We start from the raw sequence: 22489 nt of genomic DNA on the forward strand, positions 1-22489 counted from the left end.
GAGGGCTAGGGAGAGTTAGAAATAAACTCACAAAAATTATTGATCAATATAAATTTTGATGATCATAAAGCAAGTACAGATAACTCACCCAATAAAAAACGACCTACAAAGGTCGTTTTTTATAATCAAATTTAAGTAAATAAAATTACTTTGCTCGACCTTGTTCAGACAATAGCGCCACTTGCTGAACATAGTTTAAAAATTTCTGCTTAGATTCAGCCAACTCTTCTTCAGTTGCTTGCAATGACTTATCACGATGGATACGAAGCACATGCTGACGCAATGAATGACTTTCTGCGGCATTATAAGACTTACAAAACTCTTTAATCGCAGGGTCACGTTGTTCAATCATACGTTCCACCCAACGATCCAATTGTGCAAGTTTTTTCGCACCTTGTTTCGGAGTCAAGTAAGATAAGATCATTGCCTCATCTTCATTACGCAATAACTTTCCAATACGCTGAAACTGGCGACGACGTGCTTCAAAGGATGTAATCAACTGCACATCAAGCAAGGCTTCGATTAAACGCTCCTCAACAGGGAGTGCTTCAATTTGTTTTTTAGACAACTCAGCCAGTTGCTCACCCAAAGCAGCCATACGTTGTACAGCTCTTTTCTGTTCTGATTTACTTGCACGCCCTTCTAAAGATTCAAAATCATCTTCAGTAAAACGTTGCGGACGACGTGCCACGATTATTCTGCCTCGTAAAATTTAGCTGCGAATAGTGCTTGAACTTCAGACAAAGCTTTTTCTTCATCTGCACCATCAATCACTAGACGTAAAGTAGTTCCTTTCCCTGCGCCTAGCATGAGTAAAGAAAGGATATTCTTTGCATCCACTAACTTGTCACCTTTACCAATTTGAATGGATGAACGAAATTTAGTGGTCACTTCGATGAGTTTCCCAGATGCCCGTGCATGTAACCCTAATTTATTAATTACGTCAACAGTTGTGTCAATCATGACCAGTGCTTCATTTCTCTATGTAATACTTGAATCGTCCATTTCGACTGTAACGCATTTTTCAGTCGATCCACCATATAAACTGAACGGTGTTGTCCTCCCGTGCAACCTATAGATACCGTAATATAATGTCGATGCCCTTCAGCAAATGCAGGTAACCATTTATTTAAAAACTGATAAATGTCCTCATACATCTCATTGGCTTGCTGACTGTCTTCTAAGAATTTCTTCACAGGCTCATCTAAGCCTGAAAATTTGCGAAGCTCTAAGTCCCAATGCGGATTTGGTAAATGACGCACATCAAAGACAAAATCAGCATCTAAAGGAATGCCATATTTATAACCAAAAGATTGTAAGATCAAAATTAGATTATCTGATTGCCCAAGCTTAGACAGTAAAATATCTTTTAAATCATGTACGCTTTTATCAGAAGTATCAATATGTACTGTGGCACGTAATTGTATTGGAAGTAATAAGTTTTTTTCTTCCTGAATACATTCATTTAAACTTTTAAAACGTGCAGATAATGGATGTGGTCGACGTGAAGCACTGAAACGAGAAATCAGTTCCTGATCGCGTGTCGTGAGATAAATTACGTCCACTTCACCATGTTTTTGCAACATTTGAAAAACATCATCAAAACCTTGCAAATCAGCTTGTGTACTACGTACATCAACGCCTAAAGCCAATTGTTCTAAATTGTTTTCTTTGTCTAATTTTTCTACAATCTCAGGCAGCAATGCCAAAGGTAAATTATCAATACAGTAATAGCCCAAATCTTCTAGAACCTGCAAAGCAGATGATTTTCCTGATCCAGATTGTCCTGTCACGATAAGTATACGCTTCATGGCATGGCGACCTTCATTTTTTATTTTATGTAGAATGTTTGACCTGTAAATTATCAATCAAACGTGTTTTTCCAAGTTTTGCTGCGACAAACAATACTATATCTTGATCAAATTGACCAACTTTTTGCAACATCGGACTACGTGCTTCCACATAATCCACATCAAAACCAGCTTCAGTCAGTTGTTGACGAATATTCGTCAATACAGCATCTAAGCTTTGCCCATTTTGCAATTGTTTTTCAGCCGCTTGCAACGTTGCATAAATACTTGGTGCTGTTGCACGCTCTTGTTCAGACAAATAACCATTACGAGAACTTAATGCCAACCCATCTTCGGCACGTGCAATGGGCACACCGATCACTTCTATCGGCATATTCAAATCACGCACTAACTGTTTAATCACAGCCAATTGTTGATAATCTTTTTGCCCAAAAAATGCAAAATTTGGCTGTACGATATTAAACAATTTAGTCACAACAACCGCCACACCATCAAAATGTCCCGGACGCTGTAAACCGCATAAATCATTAGTAATGTCACTAACACTGATATTGGTCAAACGTGGTTGTTTACCATACATCTGCTCTACAGAGGGTGCAAAAACAATATCACAGCCTACTTCTGCCAAAAGATGACGATCATGCTCCAAAGTACGAGGATAATTATCAAAATCTTCGTTTGGTCCAAACTGGATCGGATTAACAAAAATACTCACCACCACTACATCACACAATTTACGCGCAGCACGCACAAGGTTTAAATGCCCTTCATGCAAATTTCCCATGGTCGGAACAAAACCAATAATTTTTCGTGCCGCTCGAGCAGGATTTAATGATGCAGATAATCCTTGTATGGTAGTTTCAGTTTTCATGTTTATAGCTCGACTTGGAAAGTATGTTCAGCCGCAGGGAAAGACTGATCTTGTACTGCTGCATGATAGGCTTTAAAAGCATCTATAATTGCAGTTTCCCCTGCTTGTTCTTTCATAAAATTACGGACAAAGCGTGCAACTCGACCAAAAGTTAAACCCAACATGTCTTGGACGACCAACACTTGCCCATCTGTTTCTTTCCCTGCACCAATGCCAATCACAGGAACTTCAGGAAATAATTCAGAAATTTCTTGTCCTAATTGTGCTGGTACACATTCAAGTAACAAAATTGCCGCGCCTGCTGCAACCACAGCTTTACAATCTGCAATCAGTTGGTCTGCAGCTTCACGGGTTTTTGCTTGTAATTTATAGCCACCAAACACATGCACAGACTGTGGTGTTAAACCCAAATGTACACATACAGGAATACCATTACGTGTCAGCGTTTGTACGGTTTCTGCCAACCATTCACCGCCTTCGATTTTCACCATCTGAGCGCCAGCCTGCATGACCGTTTTAGCATTCACTAAAGCATCATTGAGTGTGGCATAACTCATAAATGGTAAGTCACACAAAATAAATGAATGTTGATTACCACGGCGCACAGCAGCCGTATGATATGCCATATCTGCAACGCTAACAGGCAAAGTTGAATCATGACCTTGAATGGTCATCCCTAAAGAATCACCAATCAAAATACTATCAATTTCAGCAACTTCCATGCCTTTTGCCATACTTGCATCATAGCAAGTTAAACATGAAAATTTACGTCCTTGCGTTTTAAATTTGCGTAAATCACTTAGACTAATCATGATGATATTCCTCTATCATTAAGAGTTTTCTAGCGTTCAACAGGCTTAAATGTTTGCCCAATTGGTATCAGCTAAAACAGTTAAAGTTGAATGTTGTTGCAATTCCAATTTTTTCAAAGATTGACCTTTTACGCACAGTTCAGGGTCTAAATCTAACAATGGGATGACAACAAAATCTCGCTCTAAAATACCAACATGTGGCACAGTGAGTCGCTCATTTATAATGTTTTTTTCTGCATAAAGCAAAAGGTCTAAATCTAGCGTACGCTCTCCCCAACGACGCAAGCGCACACGCCCAGATTCATGTTCAAAACGTTGCAATTCATCTAATAATTGTAACGGTTCTAAGTCTGTTAACAACTGTACAACTGCATTGTGATAATGAGGTTGATCCTGTGGTCCCATCGGTGGACTTTGATATAACTTAGATACTTTGACTTGTCCAAGACCACGAAGTTTTTGCACCGCTTCTTTTAAAATCTGCTGTGAATCACCCAAGTTGCTTCCCAAGCCAATATAGGTCATAACACTCATTGGGTTGGTCCAAAAATCACGTTAGACAAATCACGTTGTACACGTTTACGCTTTAAGATTGGATGGTCAGGATGAATACTATCCGCTTGATGAGAAACAACATTTGTCAGTGATTTTTTCTCTTCAACTGGCGCTTTTCTCGGACGACGACTGCGGGTTTCAGCTTCTTTCACCAAAGGTTCAATCTGTGTGGAAACCTTATTTTCAGGTGGTTCATCACTGTTGGCTTTACGGCGGTTTTTAGCACGTTGGCGATTATAACTACTGATGGCACGTTCTTTTTCATCGGTCGACATATTTTGATATGCCTCCCACCAAGCCCCCATGCCTTGTGTCGAAGGATCACCTGATTTTTCACGTAACAATAAGAAGTCAAAACCTGCTCTAAAACGTGCATGCCCAGAAAGTGCTTCGATTTGCTGTGGTTTTGGATTGAGCAAACGGGTTTGCATCTCCCAGACTTCACGAATAAATGTTTCAGCAAAACGGGGGATGATTGTGCGAGTCGCTTGACGTTTTAATACATCTAGACCAGCTTGCGCACGTGCTTCTGCGGCAACCACACCTTTGGCTTGATAAAAATCACAACGACGTAAAAAATTTTCCCACAATAATACTGCATAGAAAAAAGCAGGATTAATGGTTTTACCAATCTGAATACGTTGATCTGTATTTTTTGCAGCACGTTCAATAAATGGCGTAATTTCTGTTTTTAAATCTGCGAAGAGTTGTTGCCAAATATCAAAATCGATCAACATTGGCATCACTTGATTGAGATGCCCCATTGTAAATAGTTTTTGTGACTCATCATATAAACGATGCGGTGAAACATCACGCAGAAGCTGCGTCATCTCTAAGGTAAAAACCTCTAAGATTGCAGGATTAATATTAAAATTCAGCTTTGCTGCAAAACGCAATGTTCTTAGCATCCGCACTGGGTCTTCTTCAAAACGTAGTGCAGGATCGCCAAGTAAGCGTAAAGTTTTACTTTTAATGTCATCTACGGCATTGCAAAAATCAAGCACAATGCCTTTACGTGGCTGATAATAAAGTGCATTGATCGAGAAATCTCGACGAGAGAAATCTTGCTCAATCGTGCCCCAATTATTATCACGCAAAATCATGCCAGCAGCAGAAGTAATGGCTTTTTTGGGGGGCGCACGGAAAGTTGCGACTTCAATCAGCTCACGCCCAGAGTAGACATGCGCCAACTCAAAACGACGACCAATAATTCGACAACGACGTCCAAAGACCTCTTTGACTTGAGATGGCGTTGCATTGGTCACAGCATCGTAATCTTTTGGGTTTTGACCCAACATCAAATCACGAACACCGCCACCGACGATATAAGCTTCATAGCCTGCTTTTGTTAAAGAATCAATAACATCTAAAATGGAAGAAGGTAATTGAGCGGTGGATAACCCACACTTTGACGCACGCAAAGTTTGCAAAAGACGCTGTCTCCTACGTCAGGACGTAAAAATAATGATTGTGCTAATGATATCTCTAACACAATCAAAGGGCAATTTGATTCTCTCAATCTTGCTTCAAATATTCAGTGAAAATTTGCAATTTATAGCAGTTTTTATTTTTCATTCTTTCCTATAAAACAATCATTGCCCGATTCTTTTCTAACATTTTTGGACCAATACCCTTCACATTTTTTAGATCATCAAGATTTTTAAATTTTCCATTTTGTTGCCGATACTCCAAAATCGCTTGGGCTTTTTTTGCACCGATACCATTAAGTTGCTGTAATTGTTGTAAATCTGCTGTATTGATATTAACCTTTGCAGCAGATGGGCTTGTGGCATTTGCCGCTGCTGTTTGCTTAACACTATGATCTAGCGTTGGCTTGCCTAAATAATAATTCGGGTCATTACCCTTTAAGCGAGCATCTTGAGCTTGTTGTTGCGCTTTCCATTGCAGATAACGTTGATCAAATTTTTCAGCATGTCCTTGTAAATGGATCGACACACTGAAAAATACCAATACGATTAAAAATAGAAAATATCCATTAAGTGTGTGTTTGTAATGTTTGTTGTTCATACGCAGCCTGTTGTTTTAAATGTATTTTGGCTTGCTCCCATAGTTGATCTAATTGTTCTAAGCTCATCTGTTCTATTGTTTTCTCTTGTTGTAATACTTGATCTTCTATAAAAGCAAAACGCTTTTTAAATTTGTGAATGGTACCCAATAATGCCATTTCACTAGAGATTCCTAGTTTACGCCCGACATTGATCAAAGAAAATAAACAATCACCAAATTCATCCATTATTTCATCGGATTTTTCAGCAGCAACGGCAGCCTCAAACTCAGCCAATTCCTCTTTTACTTTGGTATAAGCTTCTGCCACATCAGGAAAATCAAAACCAATTTTTGCCACATTTTTTTGAATATTTTCAGCTTGCACTAAAGCTGGTGCATGTTTCACCTCATCCAAACGAGACTGTACTTTGCCTTGTTTTTCTTGTTGTTTAATATGTTGCCAAAGCTGTGAAACTCCCTCAGGGGTTAAATCCTTAAATTTTTCTTTTTCAAAAACGTGTGGATGACGACGAATCAATTTTTGGCATATGGCTTCTACCACATCATTAAAATCAAAAGCGCCTTGCTCACTATACATTTGTGACTGAAACACTACTTGTAACAATAGATCACCCAGCTCATCACGCACATCATTCACATTACCTGAACGAACTGCTGCTTCAACTTCGTAAGCTTCCTCTATGGCGTATTTAGTCAAAGACGCAGGGGTTTGTTCACGATCCCAAGGACATTCTTGACGTAACTGCTGCATGATATTGAGTAACTTTTCCATAAAATGTCCCCTTTTCTAACCCAATAATTTCAATGACGATCTAGGCTTGTCAGTGTTAAGTATTTTATGTTCAACTGAGCTGAGATTGATACGTTTAAAACAAAAAGGATGCCCATATGCGCCAAAGTATTTTTATTAGTGGTGCAGCTCAAGGAATTGGTGCTGCGATTGCCCGACTATTTTATCAACACGGTTATAACGTGGGTATTTATGACATTAATGAAACTGCGGCACAGCATTTAGCAGCTCAGTTAGGAGAAAATGCCAAAGCAGGTCGTTTGGATGTTGCACAATATTCAGAGTGGCAAACTGCGCTCAACGAGTTTGTAGCATGGGCAGGAGAGCTCAATGTTTTAGTCAATAATGCTGGAGTTTTATACTCAGGTGCTTTTGAAAAAACTGACATCACAGCACATCATCGTACCATCGATATCAATGTCAAAGGGGTGCTCAATGGTTGTCATGCAGCCTTGCCTTTTTTGAAAAAGGCTACTTTTGCACGCGTGATTAACCTTTCCTCTGCTTCAGCAATTTATGGGCAAGCCGACCTTATTTCTTATTCTGCCAGTAAATTTGCGGTTCGTGGCATAACGGAAGGTTTAGATATTGAATGGCAAAAATATGGCATTCGTGTCTTAGATGTAATGCCGTTATTTGTACAAACTGCAATGGTCAAAGACATGGATGCAGGCACGATTCAAAACATTGGCGTGGATTTAAAACCACAAGATATTGCTGAGCAAATATTAAAACTGGTGAATAGCAAAGGAACTATCTTAACGCAGACTCATCATCCTGTTGGCTTTAAAACCAAAATCATGTATCAGCTTTCTCATTTCAGCCCACAGATCATCAACCGTTTAAGCAATATGTTTTTAAGCAGAAAATCGAATGAGTAAAATTTTAATAATTTGAAGCATTTACTAACAATTTAAATGTTAAGTCTGACTACATTTACGTTAATATCATGTTTCAATAATTACAATTGGATTACAATACGATGAAAATTTATTTGTTTGCAATTCCAATCATTGCGATGAGCTCAACCACTTTTGCAAGCCCGATCAGCACCTCTCAACTCAAATCTATGGATTGTGCAACATTAGCTGTTGAAAAAGCCAATGCGACACGTACGCTGAATGCTGCCAACCAAAACAGCAATGCTACAGGTAAAACTGTCAGTAAATGGGCTGGAATCGCAAGTAATGCTTTGAGTGCCTTTGGGGGACATTCAGAGTCTGCAACAAAAGCGGGAAATTTTGCGAATAATCTTTCCAATCAGACCACTACTTCTGACCAGATTCATCCTCAAACCATACTGGATGCTCAGGCAAATATTGAAAACATCTCTATTTACCAAAAGTCAAAAAACTGTAAATTTTAATCCTTAGACATTAAAAAAACCTGCATTTTGCAGGTTTTTTAATTTTCAATCTAACTAGTTGCCTTGCACCAAACGTCTTGCGCTGATAATGCCAGGTTGCTGCTCTAAACGTGCTAACAGACGAGACAATTGTGCCAACCCTTTTACCTCAATCAAAAGCTTCATATTGGCAATACCATCTGCTTCCGAAATCGTATTCACCTGACGAATATTAATTTGATCAGAAAAAATCACCTGAGTTAAATCTTTCAACAAACCACGACGATCATAAGCTTCTACAACGATTTGCACACTTTGACCACGTGTCGGTTGCATTTCCCAGTCTGCTTCTACCGCACGATCAGGTTCTAAACCAATCATTCGCATATAATCAGGACATGCAACTTTATGAATGCTCACTCCACGATTTAAGGTGATATAACCCGCAATCGACTCGCCATGTACAGGTTGACAGCATTGTGCAATATGTAACTCGACATTGTCTAAACCATCAATCAAGATGCCATGCGCTGACAGTGTATGACTAGCACGTGGATTCAACGTCGGTTTCAACACCAGTTCAGGTTCATCCTGATCTAAGTGCATATGACGGTTAACTTGGTTAATCATGGCATGCAAGCTAATGTCACCGCTCACTAATGCCACTAAAATATCATCCCCTGTTTTGACATTAAAATGATTACAATAGTCATTTAAATCAATACTTTTCGGATGAATCGCCAAGCGAGAAAGTTCTTTGTTTAAAATTTCTCGACCGACTTCTAAGTTTTTACTGCGATCTTGCTGTCTAAACCAGTGACGTAACTTGTCACGCGCACGGGCAGTCTTGATATAACCTAAAGAATTTACCAACCAATCACGATTTGGTTCACGGTCTTTCTTGGTTAAAATCTCAACCTGCTCACCTGTTTTTAAAGTATAGGTAAGTGGTACATAACGTTGGTTAACACGTGCTGCATAGCATTTATTTCCCACTTCAGTATGCACATGATAAGCAAAATCTAAAACCGTTGAACCGCGAGGTAATTCTTTAATATCCCCATCACGACTAAACACATAGATTTTTTCAAAACCTTCAAAATCTTGAATATGTTCAAAATCTTCTGTTTCATCTTCATTCGGATGCACATTGGCATCATTTCGTTCCTGATAATGCTCAAGCACTGAACGCAAGGAATGTAAACGATGATTAAATGAATAATCGGTGTTTTTAGAGCCTTCTTTATAGTTAAAGTGTGAACATACGCCAAGCTCTGCTTCTTCATGCATCTCTATGGTACGAATTTGTATTTCGAGAGACTTATTTTCAGCGATCACAGCAGTATGTAATGAGCGATAACCATTGGCTTTAGGGTTGGTAATATAGTCATCAAACTGATGTGGAATATGTCGCCAAATTTGATGTACTATGCCTAAAGCGTGATAACACTCAGGAATACTTTCCACCAACACACGTACTGCACGAATGTCATAAAGTTGATCAAAACTTAGATTTTTACTCTTCATCTTGCGATAAATTGAGTAAATATGCTTCACTCGCCCTGAAATTTCTGCATGAATATCATGGGCAGCCAATTCGCCTTTTAACTTTTCAACCACAAACTGGATATATTGCTCACGCTCCAAGCGTTTTTCATTGAGCAATGAGGCAATTTCTTTATAACGTTCAGGTGCCAAATAACGGAAAGCAAGATCCTCAAGCTCCCATTTTAACTGTGCAATGCCTAAACGATGCGCTAAGGGTGAATAAATCGTTAAAATTTCGCGCGCAACACGCTCTTGCCGTTCTTTGGGTGATTTTGCCAATTCACGCAAAGCATAAGTACGCTCTGCCAATTTAATCAATACAACACGCACATCTTCAGTCACAGAAATCAGCATCTTATAAATGCCTGATAAATGTTCACGTTGATTATTATTAAAATGATCTTCTAAACGCTTATTCTTTTCAATCAGTTCAGACAGCTTCCCCATTGCCAAAGTGCCTTTGACAAGGTTATAAACCTGTTCCCCAAAATGTGTTTTGATCTCTTCAAGTGTGATAATGCCTTCACGCACACTTCGATACAAAACCGCAGCAGAAAGCGTGTCTTCATCGACATGCAAATGTGCCAAAATATCTGCCATACCAATACCCGTTGCAAAGGTATTGACTCGGCTATCCGCCATGCTTGCTAATTCTTTTTGTAAAACCAACTGAGCAACTTCTTCAAGCTGATTAAGCGCTGCACCGTCTAAAATTCCACGCACACGGTCTAACCAAGTGGCTAAAGCCTGCTGCGCTTCTACGGCATGTTCTACAGTCGCTTCCTCAGACAACTCATTTAGTTGCTCTGGAAGCTGTTCACGTACTGTGACCATACCCTTCTCCCGTAAATATACAGTTCATTATAAATCGTTTATCTCTACATTCTTCTCAAATAAAGCAATGGATTCGACATGACCTGTATGTGTAAACATATCCATCACCCCTGCTTTTTTCAGTCGATAGCCATGTTGCACTAAAATTCCCGCATCTCTTGCCAACGTGGCAGGATTACAGGACACATAAACGATTTTTTTCGCACCAAAATTAGGCACATAATGCATAACCTGTTCCGCCCCAGTTCGAGGTGGGTCTATCAATAATGCATCAAATCCTTGATTCGCCCAAGAATATTGAGAAAAATCTTTTGTTAAATCTTGTGAATAGAAAGTAACATTCGTTATGCAATTTTTCAGTGCGTTTTCTGTACCTCGCTGAACCATCTCTTTACTGCCTTCTACCGCAATAACGTTTCCAGTGCTTCCCACTTTTTTAGCAAGCGGTAAAGAAAAATTTCCTAAACCACAAAATAAATCTAAGACTCGGTCACCCTCTTTTAAGTCAAGCAATTCACATGCCAACCTGACCATTTGTGGATTTACACTCGGATTAACCTGCGTAAAATCCGTAGGATTAAAAGAAAATTCAACATCAAAATCAGTAAGTTGATAATGCAAATGCATACTCGCCTTAGAGTCATCAACACGATGCAAACTGTCATTCCCAGCAGGCTGAAAATACAGCTGCCATTGTTTCTGTAACGCAAATTGTTGAAATTGGTTGACATCTTGCGCTGACAAATTTGCTGTATGGCGAATTAATAACGCAACTTCTGTATCACCTTTGGCTAATTCTATATGACCAATATCCGCTTTGCCTGTTAGACTTTCGAGTAACTGACGCAGTTCAGGTAGAGCTTGATCCAACTCTTGATCTAAAATTTTACACGTTTGAATATCTACCAGATGGTTGGTTTGTGCTTCACGGAAACCCATTAACAATTGTTTATTTTTAGGGAAATAACGCACGCCGATACGTGCTTTATGACGATAATCCTGTTTTAAAGAGCGAATTGGTGCTAACCATTGTTGCGGTTCCAAACCTGCAAAATGACTAAAATGCGACTTTAAAACCTCTTGTTTAAATCGGATTTGTTCATCTGGATGTAGATGCTGCAAATTACAACCACCACACACCCCAAAATGCGGACAAATCGGTTGAATACGCTGCGGATGCGGTTCACTTAAAAGCTGAATGCTATCGGCTTCTTCAAGTTTAGACACTTGGCGGGTAATTTGTGCTTTGACAGTTTCACCGGGTAAAGCAAAACGAATAAAAACGCTTTTACCTTGCTTTTCTGTAGGATGATTTGAATTATGACTATAGCGTGCTATGCCTCGCCCTTCATGTGAAAGTCTCTCAACCTTAAAAACATATTGTGGAAGTTGAGATGGACGAGGTTTAGCTCTATGTTTCAAAGGAATAACCTAATTTGCAGTGGAGGGAAAATCTGTGGCACTGAATGCAGTTTTTTGTGAAGTTTCACGCCAAATCTGCAAAAACTCAGCTTGTTGGGGTTGACCTTGTAAATAGTGAATACTGGCTTGAATCCAAAGTTGATGATCTGATAAAGAAATCTGACCTTTAAGTAAATTCCAACGTAAAAAAATCAGCCATGTATTTAACACATCACCTTCGCAATAACTGGTCAACTTCAGCCACTGCTCGTTTTTGACATACTCAGGAACAAAATAACCTTTGATGCCACGTTTACCAGGAAAACCCAGTAAATGTGCAATATCGTCCAGTTTCTGGAAATGTCGCCCATTAAACATCGCCATCACATCCATCAGATCAATATGCCGATGGTGATAACGATTCTGATAGTTATTGTACCGTTTTTGTGTGTCAATCTCACCTTGATCGAACAAACTTGGTGCAGATAAACCATGATACATGGCACGGAACAAAATCACAGGCAAATCAAACTGTGAACCATTCCAACTCACCAAAGTTGGATGACGCTTATCAAAGATCGAAAGGAATTTGCTTAAAATTTCTGCTTCAGAAAAATGCTCTCGGCTAAATGAAAATAACTTCATCGAACCACTTTCATCAATCCATAAACCTGAAATACAGACAATTTCATGCAGTGGTAAACGTTGAAAATCCGTGCCCGCTTCTTGGCGACGGATTTTCATTAAAGCTTGCTCTAAATCGTCTTCAGGTAAATCTAGTCCGTACAAATGTGCGCCTGATTGGTGATCAGTCAATGTTTCAATATCAAAAACAAGTACGGGAAAATGCATAACTAAGATTTCTCTAAAAGACTTTGACTATTTTACACATTAACCTGCTTCTTTTCAGTGAAGCAATGCCCGATGTAAAATAATTGCAAAGCCTTATAAAAGTTTAATCCTCTACCGAAAATAAACCTGTCGACAAATAACGATCACCACGATCACAAACAATACATACGATCACTGCTTCAGGATTTTCTTCAGCGATTTTAATCGAAGCCCACACTGCGCCACCTGATGAGGTGCCCGCACTAATCCCTTCTTTACGAGCCAAAGCACGTGCAGTTTTTTCGGCTTCAATTTGTGGAATATCCATAATGCGATCAACACGTGATGGATCAAAAATTGTGGGTAAATATTCTTGTGGCCAACGGCGAATGCCTGCAATATTTGAACCTTCAGAGGGTTGTAAACCAATGATTTGAATCTCTGGATTTTGTTCTTTCAAATATTTTGAAATCCCCATAATTGTGCCAGTCGTTCCCATAGAACTCACAAAATGGGTAATTTTACCGCCTGTTTGCTGCCAAATTTCTGGTCCAGTGGTGAGATAATGCGCTTCAACATTATCAGGATTACCAAACTGGTTTAAAACTAAGCCTTGTCCTTCCTTTTCCATTTGCAAAGCCATATCACGTGCTTCTTCCATGCTTGCGGCTTCAATCAACTCCGCACCATATGCACGCATCGCATCTTTACGCTCTTGGCTCGATGCAGCAGGCATAATCAAACGCATATTGTAACCACGCATCGCAGCCACCATCGCCAAAGCAATGCCTGTATTTCCACTGGTCGCCTCAATCAAGGTATCACCCGGCTGAATTTGTCCACGTTTTTCAGCTTGCATAATCATATTATACGCAGGACGATCCTTAACAGAACCTGCTGGATTATTGCCTTCAAGTTTTGCCAGTACGGTTGCTTGAGTATGGTTTGCCAATCGCTGCAAACGCACCAAAGGCGTTTTCCCGACATAATGGTCAAGCAAAAAATCATCAGTGAAAAAATCAGGTTGTGTGTTACGCATGTGTTGCACCTATATTGAGGTGGACATATTGTATGAAAAAATAAAACAGCCTGCACAGCTTTCTATTTGTTTTTGAATGAAAATGCGCAAACTAAATCCATAAATTCAATCTGCATATTTGTTTTTTCATTTATTTGCTAAATAAAATGAAATACATAGAAAATACAAATCATGCTTAGAATTAGAAATGATAAGTTTATCTATAAATCAGCTTAGTTGATTTTGCAAAGGCATTTGTTTAATCCTTTCAGGCAAAATATCCAGTCCTGATTAAAGCATGTTAATATCCTCGCTACGGGGAAGGTCTGGCTTGATGCATGTCAAATTTTAATAAAAAGCTGTTTAAACGTCTAAAACTCAATCACGCTTATGGACAGTTAATTGCGTTGATTTTTGTACCCATCACAATTTTAGCGTGTGCAGGGGCGTTGTTGGTGATGAAAGAAACCTCTTCTGCAGCAAAGTCTAATCAGCGTTATGCAGCAATTGCGATCTTAAGCCGCTACCAAGCCACGGCTGAACAACTGCTAAAGTTAGTACAATCAGACCCTCAACAAAAACAACATGCTGAAAATATTTTGCAGCATATTTTTAATGAAAAATATCTGATTCGTGCCGCAATGATTTCATCAGATAATGAAATTTTATTAAATATTGGTTATCAAAGTAAAAAAGCATGGCCAACTGCACCTAAACAAGGCGTTTTTGTCGGGCCATTTTCAACCCAATACAATAATATTTACGCCATTCATCTACAAAACACCCAATCAAAAACGCCTGTATGGTTCATGATTGAATTGGATAATCAACCTTTAGAAATTGCGCATTATCGCGTCATGATTGTGTTGATTACCACAGGATTATTTACGTTACTTTTATTGTTGTTGTGTCTAAATTTCTATTCTCGTCGTTGGATTGCCCCGATGTACGAAATTCGCATGCAATTACAACGTTTAAATGCCGATACGCTTGATCAACACATGGTCATTAACAGCACAGGCGAGTTACGTTTACTGCAACGCGATATTGCCAATGTGGTGAAACGTCTGCATTTTAGTTTTTTAGAACTGAAAGAGCATACCGAGCAAACTGAGGATGATTTAAGACGTACCTTAGATACGCTTGAAGTGCAAAACATTACTTATAAACAAGCACGTGACCAAGCGATTTCATCGAACCAAGCCAAATCAGTATTTTTAGCCAATATCAGTCATGAATTACGCACCCCGCTGAACAGTATTGATGGTTTTATCCATCTATTGCTCAGACAAGACAATCTCAGCAATGATCAAAGTTTATATTTACAAACCATTCGTAAATCTTCAGCACATTTACTGGCTTTAATTAACGATGTTTTAGATTTTTCTAAAATTGATGCAGGTAAATTAGAACTTGAAACGGCACCTTTTGATTTAGAAGAAGCCATTTTTGATGTTATGGACATGCTGTCACCTTTGGCTGCACAGAAGCAGATTGAAATGGCATTTTACTATGCAGACAACGTGCCGAAATATGTCGTAGGTGATGTATTACGCTTTAAACAAATTCTGACTAATCTTATTTCCAATGCGATTAAATTTACCCCAGATGGCGAAATTATCGTTCGTGTGCGTATGGAAAATGATGATATTGGGCAGTGTTTATTGCATTTTAGTGTGCAAGACAGTGGCATCGGTTTAAGTGGTACAGATCGTAAAAAGTTATTTGAATCTTTCTCACAAGGTGATGCCTCGGTTACACGTCAATTCGGTGGTACTGGTTTAGGATTGGCCATTTCCAAACAACTTGTCAATTTAATGCAAGGTCAAATCGGCTTTGAAGACAATCAGGAACGTGCTCCGACAGAAAAAGGCTCAACCTTCTGGTTCACTGCAACGTTCTCAGTCGATGAAGATGAAGAAATCATCCATCCGATCTTTAGTGATATGCACGTAGTGTCTTATTTAGCACATCCTGCAACAGCCAATGTGCTTCGTCATTATCTAGAAGACTATCAAGTCAGTCATACTGAAACACAGTCGATTTTAGATCTGTTTAGTCGACTCAACAGCCTGAACCAATTGCCTGAAAATACGTGGTTAATTGTGGATCACAGCGGTGATACTGAAGCGTTGCTCAAAGAAATACGAGGACGTTATCAAGGTAATTTAGCTGTGTACGGTTATCAAATGTCATTAGAGCCAAATATGCTCAATGAATATCGTGCCCGTCCGCTATATCAACCTTTAAGTCGTACTGGTGTAATTCAATTATTGAGCAATCAGCCAATTTTTGAGCCTGAACAACATCAGGATTTTAAAGCACGTAATCTGCATGTCTTGGCAGTCGATGACCATTTACCGAACTTGATTGTATTAGAAGCTTTACTCGGTGAACTAAACGTTAAAACCACCAAAGCCCAAAGTGGTCAAGAAGCCTTAACCATTATTCAGCAACGCATTGAACAAGGTTTAAAACCACATGATTTAGTGTTTATGGATATTCAAATGCCTGTTATGTCTGGGATTGATACCACACGTGCGATTCGCTCTTTAGAGTCGACTTTAGATGGTATGCGTATGCCAATCATTGCATTGACTGCACATGCGCTGGCAGATGAAAAACAAAAGTTACTCAAAGTCGGGATGGATGACTATGTCACCAAACCGATTCAGATTGATCAATTGATTCAAATCTTAACGCAGTGGACATCTGATAATTTTGTTCAACCTCAACAATCTGCTGAAAATACAGTATTTGTCGATGCACTTGATCCTGATATTTTGGACTGGAAACAAAGTTTAGCTTTGGCAGCCAATAAAGAAGACTTGGCACAAGATTTATTAAAAATGTTGGTGGATAGTTTTGCCGATGAGCTAGAAGAAATTTCACAATTAATTGAACTTGAAGATTTTCCGCAGCTTGAACATGTTTTACACCGCTTATATGGTGCAACACGTTATGTCGGTACACCAAAATTACAACAAGCAACAGGCGAGTTTGAACAGTTTGTTTCAACTTTAAGAAAAGAACGTCGCAAAGCGGATGAAGTATTTATCCAAGAAGTTTTGCAACGTTTAGATCATTTGCAATTGGTCATTCATGAAGTGGAGTCCGCAGCGCAGCAAATATTAAATCACTAATATTCAATAGCACTGAGAAGATATCAGTATTTTCTGTGACTCCACTGTCACGTGCGCATGACACGCACATGCTATGCTGAACAGCAAATCAAATAAGAGTAACAACCATGTCACTATTACGCATTGAAAAACAAAATGGCATCGCAACCGTTTATCTAAACCGCCCTGAAAAACGCAATGCGATGAGCTTTGCATTACTCAAAGAATTGGTCATTACTGCAAAAAGAATCAAAAAAGATCGCAGTATTCGTTGCGTTATTTTAACAGGCGAAGCCAATGTATTTAGTGCAGGCATTGATCTTGCCGATTTAAATAATCCTAAAAACACCGCTTATGCAGCTTGGGAGTTGGTTAAGCCAGGACAAAGCCTATTTCAAAAAGCATTTTTAATTTGGCAAGAGCTTCCAATCCCTGTAATTGCAGCCCTTGAAGGTTTTTGCTTTGGCGCAGGCATGCAATTGGCACTTGCAGCAGATATTCGCATTGCTCACCCAGACACCAAAATGTCGATTATGGAGAGTCGTTGGGGTTTGGTACCAGATATGGGTTTATCTCGCTCAATCAAGGGAGTAATCGGTTTGGATTTAGCCAAAGAGTTAACCTTAACTGCGCGTATTTTTGATGGCAATTATGCCAAAGACATCGGCTTAGTCACCCATGTCGATACAGCCCCGCTAGAAAAAGCCCAACAAATCGCAGCAGAAATGTTACAACGCTCACCTGATGCCCTCATGGCAGCCAAGCAAGTACTCGATGCAATGGAACATGCACCTAAAAAATCATTACGTCTTGAAAAAATTTGGCAACTCAAGTTACTGTTAGGCAAAAATAGTCAATTGGCACGTAAAAAGGATAAAAATCCTGACATTGAATTTTTACCTCGCCAATTTAAATAATTTACAAGGAATGGTTTGAGATCGCGATGATGAGTTTTGATCGTAATACTAAAATTGCATTTTTAGGTATGGGTTTGATGGGCAGCCGCATGGCAACCCGTTTAATCCAAGCAGGCTATCAAGTTGCTGTATGGAATCGTACAGCAAGCGCATGTGAACCTTTGATTGATTTAGGCGCACATGCACTTCAACTGGAAAATATTGCAGATTATCCTGTAATTCTAAGTTGTCTTGCAGATGATGATGCTGTACAAAATGTCTTTGATCTTATCGCAGCATATCTCAAACCAAAACAGATAGTCGTGGATTTTTCCAGTTTATCTGTGGATAAAACCCTTTCACTTGCGGATAAATCTCAACAGCTCGGTGTAACTTGGATTGATTCGCCTGTTTCAGGTGGCACAGCAGGTGCAGAAAATGGCACATTGGTTATCTTTGCGGGAGGAGATGCAGAAACCATTAACAATCTAAGTTTGATTTACAATGTCCTTTCGCAGCGCGTTACACGTATGGGTGACTCAGGTACAGGACAAGCCACGAAAATCTGTAATCAACTGATTGTGGCAGCAAATAGTACGCTGATCGCTGAAGCTGTAGCACTGGCGCAACAAGCAGGTGTCGATACAACACTACTCGCCCCTGCATTGGCAGGTGGTTTTGCCGACTCTAAACCGTTTCAGATTTTAACGCCTCGTATGGCATCGCATAATTTTGAACCTGTGCAATGGAAAGTACAAACACTGTCTAAAGATTTAAACAATGCTGTTACCTTGGCAGAAAAATTCCAGCTCGATATTCCCGTTGCAAAAAAAGCACTCTCGCAATTGCAAACACACCAAAACAATGGTTATGCTGACTCAGACTTAGCAACTGTGATCAAACACGTTGAAATTTAAAATAATCGTGTGATTACACCAATACGATGCGTGGGCATGGAGCAGGAAATATGAGCAAACTCGCAGTAAATCTTTCAATGATTTTTACTGAAGTCCCTTTAATTCAACGGTTTGCTTTAGCACATCAACATGGTTTCCAACATGTCGAAATTCAGTTTCCTTATGAGCTGAGCATTGAAGAGATTCAAACACAGCTTCATCAACACCAACTCAGCTTGTGTTTAATCAATGTTCCTGCAGGTGACTTGATGCAAGGTGGCAATGGTTTAGCTGGAATTCCTGGCAAAGAGCTTGAATTTCACCAAGCTTTACTCAAAGCAATTGAATATGCCACTGCCCTCAACGTGCCGAGCATCAATATCTTAGCAGGTAAACAGCCTTTGGATGCCGATCTGTTACCTTGTCTAAATACCTTAGCTAAAAACTTAAAACTTGCTTGCCACTTGTGTTCAGAACACAACATTCAACCTGTTTTTGAAATGATTAATGGCACAGATATGCCACGCTTTTTGGTACAAAACGTTGCCCAAGCCCAAGAAATGCTTGAAGCGGTGCAACACCCTGCACTTAAAATGCAATACGATTGTTATCACATGGCAATGATGGGCGAAAATATTCTCGCGGCATTGCAGGAGAATATTGACTGGATTGGGCATATTCAGTTTGCAGATTGTCCGGGACGACATGAACCGAATACCGCACAAATCAATTATGCTGAGATTTTTAAATGGCTTGCACAAAGTTCATACACAGGCTTTATTGCCGCTGAATACAAACCACAAGTCGATTCCAATCAGTCATTTGCGTGGAAAAACCAATACTTTGTAAATAATCATCAAGCTTAAGCCTAAAAATTATCCACAAGCATTGGATGTATAAATTTGAATTTAATTACTAAAAGCGCTATATTAGAGGATGAGTAATTGTCTGGAAAATATACCTTACTATGAATTTAGAACCATCGCCCAGCGCTTCTAATTCTCTTGAACTTGCAATGAAATCTCACAAACAAGATGTGCAAACTTGCTTAAAAGTTGTACATGAAGCTCTACTTGATGTAAAAGCCAAAGATATTCTTGAACTTGATGTTAGCACTATTAGCAATGTCGCAGATGCGATAGTGATTGCAAGTGGTACATCAACCCGTCATGTTAAAGCACTTGCAGACAATGTTGCTGAAGAAGCACGTAAAGCAGGTTTTCGCCCGATTGGGGTTGAAGGTGAACGTGATGCTGAATGGATTTTGATTGATCTTGGCATTATCGTTGTTCATGTCATGCTACCGACAGCACGTAAGTTTTACGATCTCGAAAGCTTATGGCGCACTACGCCTGAGCATGTAGCTTAAACAATAGCAACAAAGTCATATTATAAATAAAGCGATCTTCATGGTCGCTTTTTTATATTTTAAAAGGTTCATAATTACTCTTTATAATACTCTTCTACTGGATATTTCTTAACTTTTTCAACCCATTTGCCTTTAATCAAATTACGCTCAATAACACGCACCCATTCCCCACTTTCTGCATCCTCTATAGACTCTTTAACAAGCAATAAGCCTTTTTGAGGAATAACTTGGTACTCTGAACGAACGTGATAACAACATCCACTTTTATTAAAAGTAATGAGCCTTTTTGTATCCTCATCTACACTAAACATACCTAAACTTTTTTGAGTCAAAACAGATAACGCTTTACTGAGCACAAATTTTTGTCGCGTTTTATTAAATACATAAACATCATAAACAGGCCCACCATAAGCGCCATAATTTCCATTTCGAATCGCTAAATCTTCTGTACCATCAAAGTTAAAATCCTAAAAAATTAAGGGACTTTGCTCATCATATAGTTGCACAACATTTACACTAGGCTGAAATTTTTCATCTAAATACATGGTCAATTCTTTTGATGTGAATCGCTGAAAAATTTGCCTTGAAGCCTTTTTAATTAATGTAACCTCAGCCTTACCATCACACTGATCTTTATCACATTTAACATTAATACGGGCATCATAAATTTTAGAGCCCTCTTTTATCTCAAAGACTTGTGCATTTAAATTTTGCGTTACACAGAGTAGTAATACGCACAAAAGCGAATGAATTGTTTTTACATTTTTGATCATTATTATTCTCTAGATATTTTCATAATTAAACATTTTAACAAAAATCAATACCCATAAATAGGCTTAAAAAAACCACCCGAAGGTGGTTTTTATCTTGCTAAATCTTTTTTCAAAGAAACGTTTGCAATATTTAATTAGTGTCCGCCACCATTAATGGCTTTGGTCATATCTTCCACAACTTTCTTCGCATCACCGAAGATCATCATGGTTTTTTCATTGTAGAACAAGTCATTGTCTAAGCCAGCATAACCTGTTGCCATAGAACGTTTGATCACCATGATCGTACGTGCTTTGTGTGCTTCAAGAATCGGCATACCATAGATTGGCGAGCTTGGATCATCTTTTGCCGCTGGGTTTACAACGTCATTCGCACCAATCACAAGGACTACATCTGTCGCAGGGAAATCAGAGTTGATTTCATCCATTTCCAAGATATCTTCATAAGCCACATCTGCTTCTGCAAGTAATACGTTCATGTGACCAGGCATACGACCAGCAACTGGGTGAATCGCAAAACGAACTGTTACACCTTGTTCTTTTAAGATTTCACACAATTCTTTCACAGCATTTTGTGCACGACCTTGCGCCATACCATAACCTGGTACGATCACAACGCTGTCCGCATTTGACATTAAGAAGCCAGCATCATCCGCAGAACCTGAACGGTAGTTACGTTGAACTTGTTCACCTTTGTCAGCAGAAGCAACTGCTGCGCCACCCATTGCACCACCAAACAATACGTTGATGATTGAACGGTTCATCGCTTTACACATGATGTAAGACAGAATTGCACCAGATGAACCTACAAGCGAACCTGCAACGATCAACATGTTGTTTTCAAGCGTGAAACCAATACCTGCCGCAGCCCAACCTGAGAATGAGTTAAGTAGTGACACCACCACTGGCATATCGCCACCACCAACAGGTGCAATCCACACCCAACCGAATGCAAGTGCAAGTGCAGTCATTGCCCAGAATGCATTCATGTTACCAGTCGTGAAGAAGTAAATCCCACACGCTAACATCGCAAGAAAAATAATCGCTTGAACTGGTTTAACCCAACCACCTGAAATGGTTTTTGCCCATTTTTTCGCAGCCAATTTACCATAAGCAAAGACTGATGCCGTGAAAGTGATCGCACCAACGAAACAGCCGACAAACAATTCAAATAAATGAACATTGCTCATGTGTGCATGTTGTACGCCTGCTGCAGTTAAAGCCGCTTCATTTTCAGCAAACAATGCCGTTAATTGGTTGTTATGCAAAATCGCTGCAATCGCAATCAATACTGCAGCCAAACCGACCAATGAGTGCATCAACGCCACAGTTTCAGGCATTTGTGTCATAGGTACTGTACGTGCACGTGCAATACCGACAACCGCACCGAGCACCATTGCCCCACCAATCATCCAAATCACAGGATGTTCTGCAACAAAGAAGGTTGTGATCACAGCAATCGCCATTGCGATCATACCGTAACGGTTACCTGCAATTGCAGTTTTAGGACCTGAAAGACCACGTAAAGTTAAGATGAAAAGGACAGCACCAATAAGGTAGAACCAATCCGCATATTCTCGAATAAATTCCAT

At 39.4% G+C, this 22489-nt stretch carries 21 protein-coding genes and 1 pseudogene; 7 read left to right on the forward strand and 15 right to left on the reverse strand.

Features of this window, described 5'->3' with window-relative positions:
- Nucleotides 1–145: 145 nt before the first annotated feature.
- The 9 genes from yjgA to mazG all read right to left on the reverse strand — a co-directional run bounded on the left by yjgA (nt 146) and on the right by mazG (nt 6849).
- A complete protein-coding gene (gene yjgA / locus HUS24_RS07730) occupies nt 146–691 on the reverse strand; it encodes a ribosome biogenesis factor YjgA (RefSeq protein ID WP_130072016.1) in 546 nt (181 codons plus the stop codon).
- A gap of 2 nt (nt 692–693) precedes the next feature.
- Nucleotides 694–963: an HPr family phosphocarrier protein gene (locus tag HUS24_RS07735; protein WP_065994388.1), complete on the reverse strand. Its 270-nt coding sequence runs from the start codon at nt 961–963 to the stop codon at nt 694–696.
- The gene (gene rapZ / locus HUS24_RS07740) at nt 960–1811 is read right to left on the reverse strand and encodes an RNase adapter RapZ (RefSeq protein ID WP_173911517.1); all 852 of its coding nucleotides are present in this window, start codon (nt 1809–1811) and stop codon (nt 960–962) included. The genes HUS24_RS07735 and rapZ overlap by 4 nt, the downstream gene beginning before the upstream one ends.
- Before the next feature lie 25 nt (nt 1812–1836).
- The gene (gene panC / locus HUS24_RS07745; RefSeq protein ID WP_173911518.1) at nt 1837–2682 is read right to left on the reverse strand and encodes a pantoate--beta-alanine ligase; all 846 of its coding nucleotides are present in this window, start codon (nt 2680–2682) and stop codon (nt 1837–1839) included.
- Between the two features lie 2 nt (nt 2683–2684).
- Nucleotides 2685–3494 (reverse strand): 3-methyl-2-oxobutanoate hydroxymethyltransferase, encoded by an 810-nt coding sequence (panB, locus tag HUS24_RS07750; RefSeq protein WP_173911519.1) that lies wholly within the window; start codon nt 3492–3494, stop codon nt 2685–2687.
- 45 nt (nt 3495–3539) lie between these two features.
- Nucleotides 3540–4028 carry a 2-amino-4-hydroxy-6-hydroxymethyldihydropteridine diphosphokinase gene (gene folK, locus HUS24_RS07755; RefSeq protein WP_173911520.1) on the reverse strand — a complete coding sequence of 163 codons (489 nt, stop codon included), beginning with the start codon at nt 4026–4028 and terminating at the stop codon, nt 3540–3542.
- On the reverse strand, nt 4025–5479 hold the full coding sequence (gene pcnB, locus HUS24_RS07760) for a polynucleotide adenylyltransferase PcnB (protein WP_173911521.1): 1455 nt from the start codon (nt 5477–5479) through the stop codon (nt 4025–4027). Before pcnB ends, folK begins: the two co-directional genes overlap by 4 nt.
- Nucleotides 5480–5630: 151 nt before the next feature.
- Entirely contained in the window at nt 5631–6005 is a 375-nt protein-coding gene (locus HUS24_RS07765) for a ComEA family DNA-binding protein (RefSeq protein ID WP_254433830.1), read from the reverse strand.
- A gap of 40 nt (nt 6006–6045) precedes the next feature.
- The gene (gene mazG / locus HUS24_RS07770; RefSeq protein ID WP_173911523.1) at nt 6046–6849 is read right to left on the reverse strand and encodes a nucleoside triphosphate pyrophosphohydrolase; all 804 of its coding nucleotides are present in this window, start codon (nt 6847–6849) and stop codon (nt 6046–6048) included.
- Nucleotides 6850–6965: 116 nt separating this feature from the next.
- Between mazG and HUS24_RS07775 the strand changes: the two genes are divergently transcribed.
- Complete coding sequence (locus HUS24_RS07775) at nt 6966–7748, forward strand: SDR family oxidoreductase (protein ID WP_173911524.1); 783 nt, start codon at nt 6966–6968, stop codon at nt 7746–7748.
- A 101-nt stretch (nt 7749–7849) separates the two neighbouring features.
- The gene (locus tag HUS24_RS07780; protein WP_173911525.1) at nt 7850–8233 is read left to right on the forward strand and encodes a hypothetical protein; all 384 of its coding nucleotides are present in this window, start codon (nt 7850–7852) and stop codon (nt 8231–8233) included.
- Between the two features lie 54 nt (nt 8234–8287).
- Here HUS24_RS07780 and HUS24_RS07785 read toward each other — a convergent pair whose 3' ends face one another.
- The 4 genes from HUS24_RS07785 to cysM all read right to left on the reverse strand — a co-directional run bounded on the left by HUS24_RS07785 (nt 8288) and on the right by cysM (nt 13865).
- On the reverse strand, nt 8288–10594 hold the full coding sequence (locus HUS24_RS07785) for a bifunctional (p)ppGpp synthetase/guanosine-3',5'-bis(diphosphate) 3'-pyrophosphohydrolase (RefSeq protein WP_173911526.1): 2307 nt from the start codon (nt 10592–10594) through the stop codon (nt 8288–8290).
- Between the two features lie 27 nt (nt 10595–10621).
- A complete protein-coding gene (gene rlmD / locus HUS24_RS07790) occupies nt 10622–12016 on the reverse strand; it encodes a 23S rRNA (uracil(1939)-C(5))-methyltransferase RlmD (protein ID WP_173911527.1) in 1395 nt (464 codons plus the stop codon).
- 9 nt (nt 12017–12025) lie between these two features.
- Nucleotides 12026–12847, reverse strand: coding sequence for a 3'-5' exonuclease (locus tag HUS24_RS07795; RefSeq protein ID WP_173911528.1), 822 nt, complete (start codon nt 12845–12847; stop codon nt 12026–12028).
- Between the two features lie 103 nt (nt 12848–12950).
- Nucleotides 12951–13865: a cysteine synthase CysM gene (gene cysM, locus HUS24_RS07800; protein ID WP_173911529.1), complete on the reverse strand. Its 915-nt coding sequence runs from the start codon at nt 13863–13865 to the stop codon at nt 12951–12953.
- A 317-nt stretch (nt 13866–14182) separates the two neighbouring features.
- On the opposite strand from cysM, the gene HUS24_RS07805 reads away from it, so the two are divergent.
- The 5 genes from HUS24_RS07805 (at nt 14183) to rsfS (ending at nt 20127) form a co-directional block, all read left to right on the forward strand.
- A complete protein-coding gene (locus HUS24_RS07805) occupies nt 14183–16987 on the forward strand; it encodes an ATP-binding protein (RefSeq protein ID WP_173911530.1) in 2805 nt (934 codons plus the stop codon).
- A gap of 107 nt (nt 16988–17094) precedes the next feature.
- Nucleotides 17095–17883 carry a crotonase/enoyl-CoA hydratase family protein gene (locus HUS24_RS07810; RefSeq protein WP_173911531.1) on the forward strand — a complete coding sequence of 263 codons (789 nt, stop codon included), beginning with the start codon at nt 17095–17097 and terminating at the stop codon, nt 17881–17883.
- A 29-nt stretch (nt 17884–17912) separates the two neighbouring features.
- Complete coding sequence (locus HUS24_RS07815) at nt 17913–18779, forward strand: NAD(P)-dependent oxidoreductase (RefSeq protein WP_173912513.1); 867 nt, start codon at nt 17913–17915, stop codon at nt 18777–18779.
- A gap of 50 nt (nt 18780–18829) precedes the next feature.
- Nucleotides 18830–19624, forward strand: a complete 795-nt coding sequence (locus tag HUS24_RS07820) for a hydroxypyruvate isomerase family protein (RefSeq protein WP_173911532.1) — start codon at nt 18830–18832, stop codon at nt 19622–19624.
- 101 nt (nt 19625–19725) lie between these two features.
- Nucleotides 19726–20127, forward strand: coding sequence for a ribosome silencing factor (gene rsfS, locus HUS24_RS07825; RefSeq protein ID WP_065994372.1), 402 nt, complete (start codon nt 19726–19728; stop codon nt 20125–20127).
- A 74-nt stretch (nt 20128–20201) separates the two neighbouring features.
- Here the strand turns inward: rsfS and HUS24_RS07830 are convergent.
- Nucleotides 20202–20900 (reverse strand): annotated as a pseudogene (locus HUS24_RS07830) (hypothetical protein).
- Nucleotides 20901–21034: 134 nt separating this feature from the next.
- On the reverse strand, nt 21035–22489 hold the full coding sequence (locus HUS24_RS07835; RefSeq protein WP_173911533.1) for an NAD(P)(+) transhydrogenase (Re/Si-specific) subunit beta: 1455 nt from the start codon (nt 22487–22489) through the stop codon (nt 21035–21037).

Source organism: Acinetobacter sp. Marseille-Q1618 (assembly GCF_902809855.1).
Taxonomy (GTDB): domain Bacteria; phylum Pseudomonadota; class Gammaproteobacteria; order Pseudomonadales; family Moraxellaceae; genus Acinetobacter.